Genomic DNA, 18,768 nt, shown 5'->3' on the forward strand with positions numbered 1-18,768 from the left:
TATTCCCAAAAATTGTTAAGCGATGCGGCATCATACTTCTGGAAATGTGGCATTAATACGAAAGGTTTATGCTCTAAGTTTGGAGGAGCAGAGCGAACGGTAAAAATGAGAAGGCCACAGCTGAGGAAACATGCTGTGGCCTTAACTACTACCGAGAGCGGTACTGTAGGGGTATATGCCTACGGTGATTGAGGGGGAATGAGGCATATCATACCGCTCGAGATCATATTTGGACTGTTTCGGTGCATTTTACTAATCAACTGGTGTGCACGTGTTTGTGAGGCATCTGTGACGCTGTGGACATGAGATGGTTTCAAGGGGAAGGGCGAGGCCAGCGAGTATATTCGATGGGGACCGCTGGCCTCTTGAGCTGAAAACAATCACGCTCGGGGCGATAGGTTGCAAAGCGTGTGTGCGGCGCTTGTGCAGGCTATCATTACTTAAGACGAACATTGCGCATGGTTTGGGAATAGAAAATCCAATTATTTTATATTTTTTATCTCACACACTTCTTTCCATATGGCGGCATCCACTAAAAAGCGGGCGTTGCTGAGGTGTATGGCCTTAAGGCTGTGGCGAACTTCTACGAGCCATATCAACCTGCGTGTGGGGCATTGCGGTATGGGGTCAGGTGCAAATGCGGCTGAAAACCAACCGCTGATATCTTGTTTCTTCAAGGAAGAGGAGAGCCGCTTGGCGATATGCCACTTGTGCCTGATCCCTGCCATTCGCCTGGTACGCAGCAAATGGCAATTGTTACCCTGCATCATGGGCAGCCGAGGGGAGGGGCAGATGCTGCGCCAGCGGGAAATTGTAGGGCGATAAACCATCGGGCTTTAGCGGCATGAATGCGACTCTCCTTTCCAGAAACTGGCTTTAACAGCCAATTAACCCATTCCGGCTTTAGCGCGCGGAATATTGGGGCCAACTGCCAAAAGATCACGAAGCCTAAGCGCTGCTTAACCGCAAACCACACAGGATGGGGATTTTGTATACTCGAGGAATATACTGGCCACCTTTTCTTCGGTGTTGGTGAATATATATTACGAATAACGTAATTAAATGTAAAGATAAAAAATTACGAATAACGAAATAATTGAGTAAGGCATAAAAGTGATGCACTTGATGGTTCTCATCCCTGTGGATGAGGTACGTTAAGTCGGTAAGTGATTAAGGGTGGCAGGGCAGATAATCAGGTACTTGCGGCAATAACCGTGAAATATATAGTTTAAGCGTTAAGCGTATTATTTAGCGGCTTGCGGCATGTAGCGTCGGTGTACCCACTGAACAGCGGCAAAAATATCGTCGGTATACACAGTGGGTGACAGAGAATTTTCTGTGCCTTTAGAGGTGGTGGCTTCCAGAACTTGTGGGAGCGCGCTAAAGCGCCAGCTTTCAAAGGCCGGGTTCGGTTGCTCTGGTACTGGCGCTAACCAGGTTTCACCACCTTCAGCTGTCACCATTTGCCTGAGAGCGAGCTTATCCTTTCCGCGTTTCACAAGGAAAATACCGCCCGGTGTCATGGGGTAAAAGTGTGTGCGCGGATCAGCTGTGATGATGATATCACCTTGCTTGATCTCTTTTGCCATGCTGCTGTCACCCATAATGAAACAGTGAAGACCTTCATTAGAGGTTAAACCCGGCGGAACGGGAACTTCCTGCACACTTTCGTTAGCTGGGTTTGCAACAAGGCGGCCATCACCAAACAGCAGCCCCGTAATAGGAATGGTGGCGATGGTTTCATCCGCAAGGATAGTACGCTTACCTTCTTCAAGGCTTTTCAAAAGTGATTTAGCAGAAAGATTTAAAAGTTCAGCAAGTGGGATAATTTCATCCGCCTGAACTTCGCGTTTACCCTTAATAATATCGGTTACCCTAGGAGGTGTGATGCCTAGAGCTTCTGCAACATCCTTGAGCTTGCAGCCTTGATCCTTAAGGGACGCCTTTATCCATTCCTGTGTTCGCATGATTGCATTATTTCGATAAACGTAAAACAAAGCAAGGAAAATCGTAATTTTTTCTCTTGCATAAATTACGATAATCGTAAAATAATATAAAAAGAGAACTCAAACTCTCACTTAACGTTCAAATGATCATAAATGATGGAGGAGAGAGGCGTGGCAGAATTTCCCGCTTTGCCGCTTTATACAGATGCTTATCTGGCTGATACACGGCACCTGACCACTGAAGAGCATGGTGCTTATCTTCTGCTTCTGATGTGCATGTGGCGAACTCGTGGCTGCGCGCTGAAGGATGATGATAAACTGCTCGCCAGAATAGTTGGGGTTTCTTCGCGCCGGTGGATGAAGCTCCGTTTGGTCCTCGAGGATTTCTTTCTGGTAGCTGATGGCCTATGGCAACAAAAGAAACTGAACCTGGTTTATGAAGCTGTTGCTGCAAAAGTGGAGAAGAACCGCGCAAATGGTGCTAAAGGCGGTAAAACGCGGGCTGCCCGCGCTAAAGCTTTGAAAAATAAAGAAAGCTTGCAAGCACCTGCTTCTAGTTTGGTTGAAGCAAAAGCCAGCCAAACTGGTAGCAAAAAGCAAGCAGCCAAAGCCAAAACGGAATCCAAAGAATCTTCTGGCAGTAGAGAGATGGAAGCACTTTGTAGTGAGGTTGCTGCTGCTTCTGGCCTTCTTATTGGGCGGCTTGAAAGGGCGCAAATCAAAGCATGGCTGGATGGTGGTTGTGATCCCCAGCAGGATATTCTTGCCACCATTTCTCGCTTGAAAGAACGGGAGGAAACCCGGCAGGGCAAAGCGCCCCTGCATCTCGCTTATTATAATGCGGCCGTTGAAGAGGCAAAAGGAAGTAAGGAGCCTGCGCATAGTATATCTGACACGGAAGCGAGGCTTATTAAAAATCAGCGACTGTTCGACCGGAAAAACCCTGAGCATTGGCGTACTTTTTTGGGGAATGCATCAAGCCGATACCGGGGTGATTATATGAGCCAGAATTGGGTTATCCCTTCTGGTCATCCCGTTTTTATGCCTGCCGATATTGGGCCGGATCCCCGTGCCAGATTTAACCCTTCCATTCCCGGTGAAGTTTACGGCGAATATGCCGCTTTTTGGGGATGGCAACAGCCGCGCAAAAGATAATTTCAAGACATACTCATATGAAAGAGAGGCTTTATATGAAGCACAGCAGAAAGATATATAAAACGGCAACATCCACCCAGGAACGTAGTTTGAGGGAAACTTGCCTTGCCGTGAAAGCTGAGGAGCAAGTGGGGGATGCCCGCTATTCTAAAGAAAGCATAGCCATAAAGCTGGAAGCGAGATTGATAACCGCAGCATGGACTTTACGGCGCATGCCTGACAGAGAGCAGAGCTTTTTGAAAATGCGAGGCGCACTTTGGCCGGAAATGATGGCAGAACCGGGACAGTATCCCCGAGAGCGCATCAGCAGTTTTGAAGCACGACGCCGGGTGCGTATTTCAGCTAAAGAAATTGATGAAATGCAGCCCACGCTTGATTTGCTGTTATTGTTGCCGGATCTCATCGATCGGCAGATCCTTTTCTGGGCAGCCTGGCATCAGGATGGTGAAAAGCAGGACCGGCTTCCTTGGGCAAAGGTGAGACGTGCCTTGTTGGCTGCGAACGGTAAAAACTATTCACGTTGGACACTTAAGCGTAGATATGAAGCAGGATTATTGTGGCTTTCGGCACTTGTGCTTTTGCAAAATTAAAGTGTGAGTCGTTCAGCTGTGGTGCATGTATTTGGGCAAAAAACCATCAATAGTTTTTCTTAAGTTTAATGATAATAAAACTAAAAATGCCGAATTTCTGCGCTTTTTTCGTTCTATAGGCGAAATATCTCTATGGATGGTTATGCATTTAATTAGGGTTAATGGAAAATTTACGCTATACTCTGTGGATAACCGTTCAGAGTTCCTTCTTTCAATGGAGGTGCTTATGTATATCAGTAAAAGAGAGTTTCTCGAGCTGTTGAAATGTTGGCAGGATATGCCAAAAACCCTTTCACACACGCCCGCTAAAACCACTTTTACACCATCATCTATCTCAAAACTATTACCTCATGTTTTCCTGATGAAACAAAACCGTGATGGGGAATTCCAGCTTAGGCTTATTGGAACTGAATTGGAGACCATGCTTGGGGGTAAAGAAGCAAGTCGATCCCGTTTTCAACAGCTTGCCCGTGATGAAAATGACTTTTTCGGTGAATTTGTAAATCGCAGTATGAAAGAGCCTATCGGGGGCTTGCTTAGCCAAAAAATAAAACTCGGGGAAGAAGGCTATATCAGATTTGAAGCTTTCACTGTTCCGTTGGCAGATAAAGCGGGAGTGCCTCGCTATGTGCTTGGGGCCGTGTCGGCTGAGCGGCATTTCCTTAACCCTCCGCTGCAGGGTGGTATCCATGAGGAACCCCGTATCAATTTCTTCGATTTAAATGCAGCAGATCTGGAACTTGGGATCAGAAATCACTTTGTGCAGCAAGAAGAAATGGCGGCAGAAACAACAGCCCAGTATATTGTTCATTAACAGCTTCGGAAAAGAAATAAGATATCTGGGAAAGCTACTGACTACAGATTATTATGGCGAGATATTGCCTGCCGTGAGTGAATTCTAGGCTTACAAGCTGCTTAATAAAAAAGGTAATGTGATAAATATCAACACCTTCCTCTGAATGTTGAAAGTGTATGGTTTTTTGATGTTATCACTATCTTTCATTTGGAAAATTACATTCGATTACGCGACTTATGCTGGAAGTGCAGCGAGACGCTCGCGTAAAATTTACAACAGCTTCATCGCGGATTGATTGCATTCTTTGCAAGGGTACATAGAATTGAATTCTACACGTTCTATGAAGGTTTTAACTCTTTGTTTAGGTATTGGCCCTTAGGTGGGTGATGGGGTCGAATTATAGTATTGTGTAATTTACAGCTTTAGGCTGTATTAATGAGGGTGATGTAGTGCTCTTAGATCAAATGCCAATGGCGGGCCTCTCCGAAGCTACCAGAAAGTTGGTAACTTATTGGCAAAGCTTACCTCAAACCGGTGAATTCAGGGTGCCTGAACGCCGTGTTTTCCAAAGCGGGCCTGTGGTTGCGCCCTATTTGTCAGAGCTATTTATCATTGAGTGGAAATCCGTCGATGAAATTATCATTCGGCTTTCCGGTACCAAACTTGACCGTATTCTTGGCCGCGAAGTAACAGGCGAAAACCTGTTCGATTTATTGCCTCCGGAATTATGCGAAGAAGAAAAAAGCTATTACCAGCATCTGAAAGATAGTGGGTGCGCCGGTATGCTTACTCGAGCAGCACAAAATCTAAATAATTTTCCAATTGTCTATAGAACAGTACATCTTCCGCTTGCGGATAAGGAAGGTAATCTCAAATACTGGATTGGCACAGGTAGTATGCTCTCTGAAGAACAGGTGCGTTCAGAATATGCAGGCATTGATTTCACGACTGTTTTTGAATTAGGTCGTGAATTTTTTCAGTGTCACTAAGTCTAAGCCAAGTCTTTCAAATAAATCTGCAAATAAATAACTACTGACCTTTTCTTTTTTCAGGAAAAGAATACACTTATCCACTAATGAAGCCATGTTTATTATATAAAATTGATGGATAGTGGGATTTCGAATGTATTCGAGAAACAGCCCAACTTATGAGGCTGCTGCAAAAATTGCATCATATGGCACTCTTCTTTTAGGGGAAGATGTACTTCCCCTGTCTCCTGCAGCTAGAAAGCTTTATGAGCTTTATCAGTCTGCCGCAGTAGATGGCCTTGCTGACCGTAAGAAAATCAGCCTGCCAACTCTTGGCCGCATGGCTGCTCAGGTTACTATTTTTGAACCTGTTCCTCTTAATCCTGATGATCTGGAAAATGAAGCGGAAGATGATGCCCGCATCAGGCTTCTTGGTTCTGCAACGGCGCAGTTTTATGGGGAAATCACGGGTACACTGATATCCGAATATAAAAACGCCACTATTGCGGGGCGTATTTTAAAGGCTATCCGGCTTTGCCAGATGGAACGTAATATTCTGGCAGCTGCTACCAAAATTGATGGGGCTGAAACCCCGCTTGAACTGCGCGCGATATATTTCCCTATGACCACAGACGGCAAAAACGCCAACCAGATTTTCTGTCATCTAGCTATCAGCGAAATGGTAGAAGATAGCATTCAGCTTTAATTTACGAAAAACGTAAAAAATAACTTGCACCTTAATGCATAATATTGCACTATAGGGATAGTTAAGATCTGCAAATATGTGTGACGTCGGCGATTAAATTCGTGTGATAGCGTTCACAAGTATTTCTCTTCATGGTAGCAGTTATATTATTTTATATATTATTGCGTGTGGGGGCTATGAATACTCTTTCAATTTTGCTTATGGCTACGTCAGGTTTCTTGAATTCTGAAACAGCAAAGCCAGTCGAAAATGCACCTTTTGTTTTTTACTTGTCTGAAAAGAATTTAAGCGCAGTCACAAAATCTAAACTTGGCGTACATGGTGCGCCCTCTGTTTATTTGGATGAAGATACTGAGTTTTCTGTTTGTTCGGTGTCGTCTGGTACAGATATTATACCTTTGGAACGATTTCTTGAATTTTCTTATGAAAGTAAAAAGCAGGTACCAGTAGCGGGTGTTTGCCAACAGTTTATGCCCGGACGCCGGATGTTGAGTTTATCACCCTCAAGTGAGTTTGATGTTCGTAAAGCAGCAGGGATTAAGCTCTCTTTTACGCCAAAGAACTATGAGATAAACATTTTACATCTCTCTGTTTTCAGTAAGGATAAAGAACCTATCCGTTTTGAATTGAAAGATAACGTTTCTGTTTCGGTTGGGGAAGCTGGGCACACAATTGAGTATGTAGGCTCCAAACCACGTTGGAAGCCAGATGTAGGGTGCAGAGCGGTGATAGAGCATGAACTGGGTAGGTCTTCTAAGCCGGTGTCATGTTCAAATTTAAGGCCTGGCCATTATGAGCTTTACTATAATGGTCCAAGAGAAAACGTGATTGCCGAAGTGAATGTGATGGTTTCCTTCGAGAAATTTGATCCTAATTTGCAGACACGTCCTGAGAGTGAACTGGATTAAGCTTAACGGTGCTGGTCAATCAGTACAGGGTATCCGTCAGGATCAATCACCATAAAGCTGCCGGGTCCACTATCGCCGCCGCCTTCGTTTTGAATTTCTAGGCCGACTGCTTTCAGTTTGGCTTTAATATCTCGAACATCTTCAAAGGATGGCAGTTCGCCCGCTGATTGGTCCCACCCGGGGTTGAAGGTAAGCATGGGGCCTTCGAACATGCCTTCAAACAGGCCAACGAGTGTTTCACCATTTTTCATGATCAGATATTTATGGTCTTCGTTTCCGGCGAATTGATTGAAACCAAGGGCTTCATAAAAGGCCTTTGATTTTGCCAGGTCTTTCACGCCGAGACTGATAGAGAAAGCACCAAGTTCCATGGGTATTGCTCCTGCGAGTATGAATGCGAACTCTGAAACTACCACATATACTGTTTGGGCTTTTGAGCCGGATGTCAATCGCAGAACGATAGGCATATCCGGCATTTAGAAATTAATTTACGAAAAACGTAAAAAATAACTTGCACCCTAATGCATAATATTGCACCATAGGGATAGTTAAGTTCTGCAGTTGTGTGCGTCTGGGTGGGCAGCCCGGTTTCACGCTTACCATAGAAGATCATATAAAGATTATTATCAAAGCACGCGGTATTTGCTCGCGTGCTTTTCTCGTTTTTACCTTTGTATATAGGAAGGGCTTCATGAAACTGGGATGCGAAAAGCTGGAACAGCAAAAAGCTATCAAAGCCAAGTTTCTGGATTTTCTTTCTGAAGGCTATTCTGTGGTGAAAGCGGCTGAAGCTGCAGGTGTTTCGGGACGCACTGTTTATAAATGGCGACGAGTGGATATCGCCTTTGCTGTTGAATGGGAGCAGGCGCTCGATATCGCCACTGATCTTATTGAGGAAGAAGCAATGCGCCGCGCCGTAAAAGGGGTTGCAAAACCCGTTTACCGTGGCGGTGAAGTGGTGGGCCACGTGCAGGATTATTCCGATAGCATGCTTATGTTTCTTCTCAAGGCGCGCAGGCCAGAAAAATACAATGATAAAGCAGGGAAAGCTGATCAGCAGACCCTTGATACAGTTGGGGTGAAAGATGCGCTTCTCCGTAAGTTCCGTGCGGTCGCTCAGCCGCCCAAAAAGAACTGAGTTTCTTAAAAGTCTTACCGACGAGGAAGCAGCGCTCCTTTTTTATGATTGGTCCTTCTGGGCAAGGCGTAGCCAATTACCGCCAAAAGGCGCTTGGGCGCACTGGCTTGTACTCGCGGGTCGCGGCTTCGGGAAAACACGCGCAGGTGCCGAATGGGTTAGGGGGCTGGTGGAAATAGCGGAAGCGGAAAAAGATCCGGTCCGTATAGCACTTGTTGCCCCCACACTCCATGATGGTCGCGCGGTGATGATTGAAGGCGATAGCGGCCTTATGAGGATTTGCCCGCCTTGGGCAACGCCAAAGTTTGAAAGCAGTAAACGTACACTTACGTGGCCCGGTGGCTCGGTTGCTACCCTGTTTAGTGCTGAAGAGCCTGAACGCTTGCGGGGGCCGCAGCATCATGCCGCCTGGTGTGATGAGCTGTGTGCTTGGCGGCATCAGGAAAGCACGTGGGATAACTTGCTGTTTGGGCTTCGACTTGGCAGCAACCCGCGCTCCATGATTACGACAACACCAAAGCCCACAGCGCTTCTGAAGGCACTTCTTAAAGCTGATGATGTTGCTGTCACACGGGGCAGTACATTTGATAATATGGATAATCTGGCCCGCAGTTTTAAAAGCCAGATTTTAAAAAAATACGAAGGCACGCGTCTGGGGCGTCAGGAACTAATGGCAGAGGTGCTGGAAGATGTGGCTGGCGCTTTGTGGCAACGCGCGCATCTCGATACGCTCAGGGTGTATAAAGCCCCTGAGCTGGACCGCCTTGTGGTGGCCATTGACCCACCGGCCACAGCCGGAGAAAACGCCGATGAATGCGGTATTGTTGCTGCTGGTACTGCTGGCGAGCAAGCCTATGTGCTGGCGGATTGCAGTGTTCAGGGCTTGTCTCCAAATGGCTGGGCGCGGCGGGCAGTGGCGCTTTATCATACATTGAAGGCAGATCGTATCGTGATTGAGGTAAATCAGGGCGGTGCGATGGCGGAAAGTGTGATCCGGCAGGTGGACGCTACAGTACCTATTACCGCTGTCCACGCCACTCGCGGCAAACGTACACGGGCTGAACCTGTTGCCAGTCTTTATGAACTATCTCGCGTGCACCATGTGGGTGCGTTCCCGCAGCTCGAAGACCAGATGTGCAGTTTTACCGGTGCGGGGCCCGGCAGCAGCCCAGACAGGCTTGATGCTCTTGTTTATGCCATCTCTGATTTAATGCTCGGGCACAGCGCCTCACCGCAAATAAGGAAACTTTGATGTCAGTATTCGACACGCTTTTTAAACGAAAACAGGCACCGCGCGGTGCGGCAAAAGATGGTGAAGCATATTCAGCCAAACGCCCGATTTACAGCCGCGTTGGCCCAGGTCAGGCAATTGCAACCCCGCGCCGATACGATAAGCTTGCCAAAGAAGGTTACCTGCAGAATGTAATTGCATACCGGGCGATTAATCTGGTGGCAAAAGCGGTGGCTAGTATTCCGTTTGTGGTGGAAGAGGGCGGTAAGCGAATGAGCACGCATCCGCTTGCCAAGTTGATTATGCGACCGAACCCAAAGCTGCGCGGTGAAAACTTTCTCTATAACCTTGTGGGCTATTATATGATTGCGGGTAACGCTTATGCGTTTGCCGCAGGCCCAAAGGAAGGCGCGCCAAAAGAACTATGGCTCTTGCGGCCAGATACCATGAGTGTGATTGAAGGCACAGACGGTTTGCCAGCTGGCTATGAACAGCAGGTGATGGGCAAAAAACAACGTTTTGTGGTGCCCAGTGTGTTGCACTGGAAAACATTTAATCCGCTCTCTGATTGGTATGGTATGGCGCCTTTAGAGGCTGCGGCAACATCTGTGGATGCCCATAATGACGGTAGCCGCTGGAACCTGGCACTTATCCAGAATGGAGGCACACCTTCAGGTGTTCTTTATCAGGAAGATGCGGATCATCCTCTTACGGAAGCGCAGTTTGAAGCCCTGAAAACGCAGGTGGAAACTCAGTATACAGGTGCCTTAAATGCAGGCCGCCCGCTACTCCTTGAAGGGGGGCTTAAGTGGCAGGATATGGGCATGAGCCCGAAGGATATGGATTGGTCATCTTCAAAGAATATGAGCGCACGTGAGATTGCGCTGGCATTTGGTGTGCCGCCACAAATGGTGGGCGTGCCGGATAGCATGACATATTCAAACTATAGAGAAGCGCGGCAGAGCCTGTGGGAGGATACAATTATCCCGCTGGCAAGCGATATCGCCGCCGAGCTGACGGCATGGCTCGCCCCCAAGTTTGGTGGTGCGGAGACAAAGCTGATGCTTGAGCTGGATGATATCCCCGCGCTCGCCGATAAACGCGCTCGCCGGTTCGACCGTATCGCGAATGCAAACTTCCTGAAGGATGAAGAAAAACGAGAAATGCTGGGATTTAGTACCAAAAACTAGCAATCTTAACGTGTTCTGGAAAATTTAACCTTTTTGCGCTATACTCTTTCTACAGATACAGAAAGGGCGTTCTCAGTGAAACACGTTGTGTGCCCTTGTTGTAATAAGGGCGTTCAAAATCGACATCTCTATATGGCGCATCTGCCCGCCACCGTTGTGTGCACGGGCTGCGGAACCTGGCTTACCATCGATGTAAAATCAACTGGCAGTATGCCTGCACTTGTGGTTTTCCTCGGGGTAGTGGTTGCCAGCCTGTTCTGGTTGCCGATCCTAGTGCTTGCACCGCTCACACTGGTGCTTACCCTTAGGGACAGGCAGCGTTTCACCGTTGAAACCGCAAAACGCTGTAAGCCAAAGTTATGGACTGTCACCGAAGAAAATGGTGAATTGTGCCAGAAAGATATGCCTGTGAAGATGGAAAAGATCAGGGCAGGGCGCGAAAGTCTGCGACGCCAGCTTTCCCAATCACATAAAATGGTACATCTCTCAAGCTTCAGGGATATACCGCCGCATATTAAATCAAAACAGGAAAAAAAATACGGAACGCCGAGTGATGAAGATAAACCACCAGGCTTGCCGCATTAGCCTGATTTAAAAGTTTCCTCCCAGATGAGTGTGAGGCATAGCCTTATTGCTCAGCTCAATAACCCGCATACATCCCCAATGTATGCGGGTTCTTTTTATCTGAATACGGCTGCAGGGCCCAAACGAACCAAGAGAATTTGCATGACATCACAAACAACTATCTTTCCTCTCGAACTGAAGCAGGAAAGCGAGGACGGCACTTTTGAAGGCTACGGCGCTATCTTTGGTAATGTGGACCGTGATGGCGATATTGTTGAGCGTGGGGCGTTTGATGCAAGCTTGAAGAAACGCACGCCTGCACTTTTATGGCAACATGATCAAAAACAACCGATCGGTCGGTTTGAAATAATCCGTGAAGATGAAAAAGGCCTGTATGTGAAGGCTCGTATTGCGGTGAAAGGCGACGGTGAACGTGTTCATGAGCTTTTAAAAATGGGGGCCCTTAACGGGCTTTCCATTGGCTTTGTTGCCAAACGCGCGAGCCGTAGTGCCACAACAGGTGTTCGTACTATTCACGAGGCAGATTTGATGGAAGTATCCTTGGTTACCTTCCCTGCCAATGAAATGGCCCGCATCGAAAATGTAAAATCCCGCCAACAGGATACCACTATGCCTCATACACCCCGTTCTTTTGAAACTCTCCTCAGGGATAACGGTTTCTCCCGCACGCAGGCAAAAGCCATTACGGCAAAAGGCTTTAAAGCCGCAGGTTTTGGCGCTTCGGAGGAAGCAGAAATCGCGGACCTGATCCGCGAAGTGAAAACTCGCACTTTGGCACTCGAGGAGAAGAGATCGGGTGCGGATGCTGCAATCAGTGCCTTAGATTTGTTGTTTGGCGGGGAACTGGATGAAAATGGGCGACAGCGAGCAAGGGCGGAGGTTGCTCAGAAAATCAAAGAATATATCTTTAATTATATAGTTAGTGCGCGGTCAGGTGCTGAAAGAATGCCTGTGGTGTTAAATGCAGGTGAAAGTAAGAAGTTTTATATTCCGCCTCTTTTTGATAATCAGCCTAGAAGGTTAATTGGTGTTAAGGTCGAAAAACTGTCTGATAACAACGCAAACGTAAATTTTGCATGTATTGCTAAGTACATTGAATGGACGACAAGAGGGCCTAAACTGCAAACAGTGCATTTAGATAGTCAAAATAGCAGAGCGAGGATAGCTGTTGGTGGAGCAAGTATTATCCGTGCTTGGGCATTAAAAGCTGAAAAGCGTGATGTTGAGGATGCAGTAGCTATGCTGGATCGTTATTCGCAAGGCACACAGTTACAACTGAAATTACGTAAAGAAAATAATGTAGATAGACGACAAATAGCTTTCAGAATTCAAGTCGCCTAATAATTATATTTACCCCACATCTGGTCCATTAATTTATCCCAATGTGGGATAGTTGATAACGCGATAGTCTCGTCACAGGCAAGGGGGGGCTGATATGGGAAAAAGCTCTGATATACCTGCAAAATTGTTCCTAATTGATATTGCCTTACGGTGAATATTAAATCGGGCTTATCAGCATTTTCCAGCTCGAATTGTGCATAGCTTTGTACCGCATCCGGTTTGCTGCTAATAGGGTAGGCGTAATTGTCGGCATAAATGAAAAATGGCTTGTTAGGATTGGCCTTTAGAAAACTGACAAGAGCGGAACGTTCTTTTTTAAAGAGTGTGAAAGCAAGGCTCAGTTCCAACTCACCAAATTCATTTTTTCCAATATAAGAAATACAGGCTTTTTCAAATGGTTGTTGTGTGTCCATCTGAAAGGCTGGGTTTTGAGAGTATAAATCAAGAAATTTCTTTTGAGAAAAGGTGCCATTAAATGCGCTGATTGGCCCGCCTTTTATCGTGTTGTAAAGGCTGGGTTCCGTGAAATAGATAGCTGTTGGCTTTTGAGGTGTTTTTGTTTCTTCAAAACTATTTGTTTGTGATGAAGGCCATAAATAAAGAGCGGTAGCTGTTGTTACCAGTGCGCCAATGGCAAAACTCAGGATATGTGTTTTCATGTGTTTCCCCAACAATGAAATATATTCTTATAAATAGTTTTAACTATTTGATTGTGAAAATACTCGCAAAATAATGTTCATCTTTTGTTCATGGTGTATTATATACCTTATGGGTGCAATTATCACATTGGGGAAAATAATGAAAAAGTTCTTAAATGCGTTTCTTGTTGGTGGCTTGCTGATTTCAAGCACTGCCGCGTTTGCGGGGAAAGTTACACTTACTGTTGAATTTGATCGGGCAAAAATCAAGTTTCGTCAGATTGATACAGAGGTAACACCGGTTTGTACGTTTAAGCGTATGGTGGCTGAGCGCCTGAATATAAAGATGAAGGAATTTAATCTTAGAAGATCTGGTTCCTTATTGAGGGCAGATAATATGTTGAGTGATCACCGCATTCATTCTGGTTCAATCATTAAGGTTGAAAAAGTAAGTTATTCAAGCCAGTGCCGCTAAACGGAACGTAAAATAACATGAAGCCGCCTGCGTGATGCTGGCGGCTTTTTTTGTTGCTGATGCCAACAAAATTTGGCCCCCAAAACTGTGCGATGCAGGATGGATATCGCGGCCTTTTAAACCGCTCATTACCTAGTATGGGGATGAGCTTTTTTTATACCTTAAATTATGGAGTGATGTCATGGATATGACAGACCTGAAGTCCGCGATTGATGATCATATGGATGCGGCAGAAAACAGTATTATGGGCCTGAAAGGCCGACTTGATAACCTTGAAACAGAGCTTGCACGTCCTGGTTCAAATGGCGCATTCGGTTTTGCCGCTGATGATGCAGAGCATAAAACCGCTTTCCTTGATGGCTTTATCCAGAAAGGCGATGATACGGCGCTGAAAGCATTTGAAGCCAAAGCTCTTTCAACGGGCACTGGTGGTGATGGTGGTTTTGCTGTGCCAACAGTGATTGATGAAGAAATTGAAAAGCAGCTTGTTGACCTTTCTCCTCTGCGCAAGATCGTGAAGGTGAAAACAATTGAAACAAGCGATTATAAGCGTCTTGTTAACACTGGCGGTACTGGCTCTGGCTGGGTTGGTGAAACTGATGGCCGTACTGAAACGGATACACCTTCTCTGAAGGAAGTGTCGATTGTGCCAGGTGAGGTTTATGCAAATGCTGCGGCAACCCAGCGCGCTCTGGATGATATGCAGTTTGATGCGGAAGCATGGCTGCAAGAAGAAGTGGCAGAAGAATTTGCTGTGAAAGAAGCGGCTGCAATTGTGAATGGTTCAGGCACAGATCAGCCAAAAGGTTTTCTGCATGCTGATTACACGGCAACAATCGGCAAAGTAAAAACCGGTGCTGCTGGTGCGCTGCAAGATGCAGATGTGCTGATTGATGCCGTTCATGCGCTTAAGTCCCGCTACCGTCAGGGTGCATATTTTGTGATGAACAGTGCAACCCTCGCTGCAGTTCGCAAGCTCAAGGATGCTGACGGCAATTTCATTTGGCGTGCGGGCTTGATTGAAGGCCAGCCAGATATGCTACTGGGTTATCCAGTTGCCGAAGTTGAGGACATGCCTGATATGGCAGATGGTGCTTTTGCGATTGCCTTTGGTAACTTTGAGCGTGCTTATACTCTTGTCGAACGGGCAGGCGTGCGTGTGCTGCGTGATCCATATTCCAACAAGCCGTATGTGAATTTTTATGCCACCAAACGTGTGGGCGGTGCGCTTGTGAATGAAGATGCAATCAAGCTCGTGGAATTTTCTGCATAGGTTTTGCATAAAAAATACTCTGCCATTCTGCTCTTTGTGTTCGCATCACTTTATGTGGGATGGCTTATTTCGGGCAGTGCTTCTGGCACTGCCCTTTTTCTTTTTAGCCATATAAAAATCAGGAATTACCATCATGCTGGCGAACCGAGTTCGGGAATATTCAAAAACAACAGGTACAGGCGATATCATTCTTTCTGGTGCTATGGCAGGCCATGTGCGTTTTATTGATGGGTTCAGTGTTGGTGACAGTGTGATTTATGTGCTCGAGGATGGTGCTAATTATGAAATTGGTACCGGCACATTAACAACAACAGAGACGCTTGAGCGCACAGAAATACAGGAAAGTCTGATTGATGGTGAGCTGAAGAGGGGGGCTGAAGCAGAGCCGGTTCCTCTTTCAGGGCAAGCTAGAGTTTATTGTGCAGCGACAACGGAGTTTCTTACAAAACGACCAGAGATTACGACAGATATCATTCGCGAGGTAACGCCAGATGCGGGTGTGACAATTGATGGTGTATCGGTGCAGGATGGGAACCTCAAGACGCCCGGGGAAGTTAGTGTTGGTGGCAGAACCACGTTTGGTAATCGTTTCCAAAACGGTGAATATGCGCTGACATTGTTGCCTGATACTCAGGGGAAAAGCATCTTTCATGTGAAGAATGACAGGGATGCTATTCGTTGGGGACATGGGGGGAACGCGTATGGAGGGTTTCAGGAGTTAGCCACCCTTTCAAATCAAGGAACTTTTGTAGCTCAAAGGTTAGCTCACCCTACGATGGCTCTTGGAATGGCTTCAGGTGAGAGAAGCTGGTTTGCACCTATTTTAAGCGGTGTTACAGATTTTGGAAAAGAGTTTGGTTATAGCCCGGCTTTACGAAATGGTGCTGGTGCCTGGTATTTTGAGCATGATTTACAGACAGCTAGTATTTTTGCTAACGGTGATGGCCATGCCTTTAGTCGGCATGGCAGGCATGTTTCCTCGCCCAACCAGTTTGATGGTACAGTTTTACGGCTTGAGCAATCTAATCCTTCATACGGAACAAACCTAGAGCTTGTCTCCACACAAGGCCAGCAGGCAAGTATTGTGTTGGGGGACGTGAACAATCTGGATGGTTTTATTATACAGTATGGTGCAAGTGACAGCATTTTTATGATGCGCCACCAGAACGATCCTGTTCTTTCCTATAGCTCTAATAGTTGGGACCTTCACCAAAAGGGTATAGTCAATCTCCGTTCTCTTGTTGCAAATGTGGGTGAAGGCGGTGCTCAGATACGCTGGACACGGAGTAGTAACGACAGAAACCTTACTCAGGCTTTTGTACCAGCGGGAGATGTATCAGCGACTAATGTTCAGTATAATTTCGGCATTGGTGCAAATGCGCACTCCATGAAGCTTAGCAAATATGATGGCGAACAAACTGTTTCCCTACAAACATGGAATACAGATGGCTCTGTTTCTCTTTATCATAAAGGTGGTGAGGCGCTAAAAACCACTTTTGACGGTGTGATTATACGTGATCCAGATACACCGGATGGCGTGAATACTAAAGCGCCGGTACTCAGGTTTGAAAATCAAGATGGAACGGGTACGGCTGGGTTTATTCAATCATACCATTCAGGCCCTTTTGTTTTATGAAACCAGAATTTGGATGCTCCTATGCTTTTTCAGGGTATCGATACAGAAGGAATAGTTCGGACTTTACTACAAGCTGATCCTGAGGATGGCATAGCCTTAAACTATAAAGATGAAACAAAATTAGTTACTACAAATGCGGGCGTGCAGATTACACTTCCCTCTGGGACTATTGCAGGAACAGATATCGGGCAAGCTGGATTATTGATCGGGAATACAGATTTAGGGCTTGGTTTTGATACCAATGAAATTGTGTCTGCCGGGAGTGATTTATATTTAGGTGCGCTAGAAGGTGCTACTCATATCCGCAGTGGAAATGCAGATATCGTGTCTATAGGCACAGAAGCAATCAGATTCAAACGAAGAATTGTTATAGAACATAATGAAATTGCTCGAGGGTCTTTAACCGACCGTTTGGTGCTTTCAGGCAACTCAAGCAGCAATGCTGGAGCAGCTATTCAGCTTTTTGGTGAAAGTCATACAACGCAAGCAAATGATATCCTTTTTCAAGCTGGAACAAATGTACGTTTATTGTGGGATGATAGTGCGGGGCATTGGAGTTTCGAGAATACCTGGATCAATGGTGTTGCGGATTTAACAAGAGGTATAGGCACAGATAATTTATATTTATCAGGGGGGACTAATACAGGATTGGGCGCCAATATTATTCTGTACGGTCAAGAGCATCCAACTAATGCGGATGATGTGTTGTTTCGCAGTGGTTCTAGCTCTGTCGCACAATATGATGCATCAGCTTCGGCTTGGGATTTCAAGCAAAAACCTTTAAGAGCAGCGGAATATATAACTAGAGGCGTAAATGATGAGGTCTTTAGTTTAAGTGGGGGGAGCGAAATAGATTTTGGCGCAAATATAAATCTACATGGGCCATCACATACTACCCAATCAAATGACATAATTTTTAGAACAGGTACAACTCCTGTATTACATTGGCAAAATACTTCTGAGGTATGGGACTTTAAAGACACAAGAATCGATAACTTATCTGAGATGCGACTTTCTACAGGTGTTATTGCTAATAACTCCGCCGACAGTATTTTGATTGTCTCAGGAAGCAATAGTGGTGGTACTGGCGGCAATATTGCTTTGTATGGTTCAGAACACTCTACAAAGGCAAATGATATCGAGTTACGCCAAGGTACAGCGGTGCGCTTGCATTATGATTATAGTCAGAGTGTGTTTGACTTTCGTGGTAATAAAATAAGAAATGCAGGCAGAATTGAACGCTCTACAAATACGGATATATTGCAGCTATCTGGCGGAACAGATGTATTTAATGGCGCAAATATATTGCTGTATGGCGGAGCGCATAATTCTCAGGCTAATGATTTCAGATTTCGTGCCGGCACGAATGATAAGCTGAGTTATAATGATGCTGTGGCGACATGGAATTTTCAGGCCAATAGTCTAGCTGGTGTGGCCAATATTAGGTTAGACGGTGAAACTAGTCGTATACATTTTTCGGAAATTTCCACAGGTGATGGGTTTTCTATCGTTCATGATGGAACTGGTTTTGCGGATACCAATTTGTTGGAAATTCGCGGAGGGGCTGGCGCGCCGACACTGCACAATACTCATATTTCAATTGCGAGAGATAGTGGTGCTACCCAATTTAAAGGGCGTATTCTTGCGAATGGTGGGGTACTTCTTTCAGCGGCAGGTGATGTATCCCCAACTTCTTTGGAACATGCGTTTCAGATAGGTGATACCTCTTCATATAATCTTGTGATGGATAGTAATGAGATAATGGCGCGCCATAATGGCGTGGTATCTCGGTTGAATATCCAAATTGAAGGCGGAGAAACCCACTTTGGAGGTAGAGTAACCTTTGCGGGTAAATCATCATTTGGTTCTCCCGGGGAACTGAGCATTTTCGAAGGCGCTGTTACAGCCACCAAATCATTCCACGTTATTGATACAGAAGCAGATAGCGCATTAGATGATTTGGATACCATTCACGGCGGTGCAGACGGTGATATATTGATCCTGCAAATCTCATCGAACAGCAGAGCAGTTACCGTTAGGGATAACATGGGCAACATTAGGCTCTCTAGTGATTTCACCATGGATGTTACTTCCGACAAACTGGTCCTCATTCATGTTGGCTCTAACTGGCACGAACTTAGCCGATCTAATAACGCCTGATTGCGCATGAAAATCATAATTAGTGCCCTTTG

General features: G+C 45.9%; 18 protein-coding genes. 15 read left to right on the plus strand and 3 right to left on the minus strand.

Going from position 1 to position 18,768, the window contains the following annotated elements; genetic code table 11:
• Positions 1–1,244 precede the first annotated feature (1,244 nt).
• On the minus strand, positions 1,245–1,967 hold the full coding sequence (locus KFE96_RS06525) for a helix-turn-helix transcriptional regulator (protein WP_255835175.1): 723 nt from the start codon (positions 1,965–1,967) through the stop codon (positions 1,245–1,247).
• A 150-nt stretch (positions 1,968–2,117) separates the two neighbouring features.
• Between KFE96_RS06525 and KFE96_RS06530 the strand changes: the two genes are divergently transcribed.
• The 6 genes from KFE96_RS06530 to KFE96_RS06555 all read left to right on the plus strand — a co-directional run bounded on the left by KFE96_RS06530 (position 2,118) and on the right by KFE96_RS06555 (position 7,069).
• Positions 2,118–3,101, plus strand: coding sequence for a DUF1376 domain-containing protein (locus tag KFE96_RS06530; protein WP_255835176.1), 984 nt, complete (start codon positions 2,118–2,120; stop codon positions 3,099–3,101).
• A gap of 35 nt (positions 3,102–3,136) precedes the next feature.
• On the plus strand, positions 3,137–3,691 hold the full coding sequence (locus tag KFE96_RS06535) for a hypothetical protein (protein ID WP_255835177.1): 555 nt from the start codon (positions 3,137–3,139) through the stop codon (positions 3,689–3,691).
• Positions 3,692–3,917: 226 nt separating this feature from the next.
• Entirely contained in the window at positions 3,918–4,505 is a 588-nt protein-coding gene (locus tag KFE96_RS06540) for a PAS domain-containing protein (protein WP_255835178.1), read from the plus strand.
• A gap of 431 nt (positions 4,506–4,936) precedes the next feature.
• Positions 4,937–5,476 (plus strand): PAS domain-containing protein, encoded by a 540-nt coding sequence (locus KFE96_RS06545; protein ID WP_255835179.1) that lies wholly within the window; start codon positions 4,937–4,939, stop codon positions 5,474–5,476.
• A 133-nt stretch (positions 5,477–5,609) separates the two neighbouring features.
• Complete coding sequence (locus KFE96_RS06550) at positions 5,610–6,161, plus strand: hypothetical protein (protein WP_255835180.1); 552 nt, start codon at positions 5,610–5,612, stop codon at positions 6,159–6,161.
• A 176-nt stretch (positions 6,162–6,337) separates the two neighbouring features.
• Positions 6,338–7,069, plus strand: a complete 732-nt coding sequence (locus KFE96_RS06555) for a hypothetical protein (RefSeq protein WP_255835181.1) — start codon at positions 6,338–6,340, stop codon at positions 7,067–7,069.
• Between the two features lie 2 nt (positions 7,070–7,071).
• On the opposite strand, the gene KFE96_RS06560 is transcribed toward KFE96_RS06555, so the two are convergent.
• Positions 7,072–7,440: a VOC family protein gene (locus tag KFE96_RS06560; protein ID WP_255835182.1), complete on the minus strand. Its 369-nt coding sequence runs from the start codon at positions 7,438–7,440 to the stop codon at positions 7,072–7,074.
• A gap of 320 nt (positions 7,441–7,760) precedes the next feature.
• Here KFE96_RS06560 and KFE96_RS06565 point away from each other — a divergent pair, with 320 nt between their 5' ends.
• The 5 genes from KFE96_RS06565 (at position 7,761) to KFE96_RS06585 (ending at position 12,554) form a co-directional block, all read left to right on the plus strand.
• A complete protein-coding gene (locus KFE96_RS06565; protein WP_255835183.1) occupies positions 7,761–8,207 on the plus strand; it encodes a helix-turn-helix domain-containing protein in 447 nt (148 codons plus the stop codon).
• Positions 8,155–9,459 (plus strand): DNA-packaging protein, encoded by a 1,305-nt coding sequence (locus tag KFE96_RS06570; RefSeq protein WP_255835184.1) that lies wholly within the window; start codon positions 8,155–8,157, stop codon positions 9,457–9,459. The genes KFE96_RS06565 and KFE96_RS06570 overlap by 53 nt, the downstream gene beginning before the upstream one ends.
• Positions 9,459–10,628: a phage portal protein gene (locus KFE96_RS06575; protein ID WP_255835185.1), complete on the plus strand. Its 1,170-nt coding sequence runs from the start codon at positions 9,459–9,461 to the stop codon at positions 10,626–10,628. The genes KFE96_RS06570 and KFE96_RS06575 overlap by 1 nt, the downstream gene beginning before the upstream one ends.
• A 75-nt stretch (positions 10,629–10,703) precedes the next feature.
• Positions 10,704–11,213 carry a hypothetical protein gene (locus KFE96_RS06580; protein WP_255835186.1) on the plus strand — a complete coding sequence of 170 codons (510 nt, stop codon included), beginning with the start codon at positions 10,704–10,706 and terminating at the stop codon, positions 11,211–11,213.
• A 141-nt stretch (positions 11,214–11,354) separates the two neighbouring features.
• Positions 11,355–12,554: an HK97 family phage prohead protease gene (locus KFE96_RS06585; RefSeq protein ID WP_255835187.1), complete on the plus strand. Its 1,200-nt coding sequence runs from the start codon at positions 11,355–11,357 to the stop codon at positions 12,552–12,554.
• Here KFE96_RS06585 and KFE96_RS06590 read toward each other — a convergent pair.
• On the minus strand, positions 12,551–13,213 hold the full coding sequence (locus KFE96_RS06590; RefSeq protein WP_255835188.1) for a hypothetical protein: 663 nt from the start codon (positions 13,211–13,213) through the stop codon (positions 12,551–12,553). The two genes, KFE96_RS06585 and KFE96_RS06590, sit on opposite strands and share 4 nt — an antisense overlap.
• Positions 13,214–13,352: 139 nt before the next feature.
• Between KFE96_RS06590 and KFE96_RS06595 the strand changes: the two genes are divergently transcribed.
• The 4 genes from KFE96_RS06595 (at position 13,353) to KFE96_RS06610 (ending at position 18,736) form a co-directional block, all read left to right on the plus strand.
• Positions 13,353–13,667: a ubiquitin-like domain-containing protein gene (locus tag KFE96_RS06595; protein ID WP_255835189.1), complete on the plus strand. Its 315-nt coding sequence runs from the start codon at positions 13,353–13,355 to the stop codon at positions 13,665–13,667.
• A gap of 181 nt (positions 13,668–13,848) precedes the next feature.
• Positions 13,849–14,940, plus strand: coding sequence for a phage major capsid protein (locus tag KFE96_RS06600; protein WP_255835190.1), 1,092 nt, complete (start codon positions 13,849–13,851; stop codon positions 14,938–14,940).
• Positions 14,941–15,073: 133 nt separating this feature from the next.
• A complete protein-coding gene (locus KFE96_RS06605) occupies positions 15,074–16,576 on the plus strand; it encodes a hypothetical protein (RefSeq protein ID WP_255835191.1) in 1,503 nt (500 codons plus the stop codon).
• 21 nt (positions 16,577–16,597) lie between these two features.
• Complete coding sequence (locus KFE96_RS06610; protein ID WP_255835192.1) at positions 16,598–18,736, plus strand: hypothetical protein; 2,139 nt, start codon at positions 16,598–16,600, stop codon at positions 18,734–18,736.
• Positions 18,737–18,768 lie beyond the last annotated feature (32 nt).

Source organism: Kordiimonas sp. SCSIO 12603, from assembly GCF_024398035.1.
Classification (GTDB): Bacteria; Pseudomonadota; Alphaproteobacteria; order Sphingomonadales; family Kordiimonadaceae; genus Kordiimonas.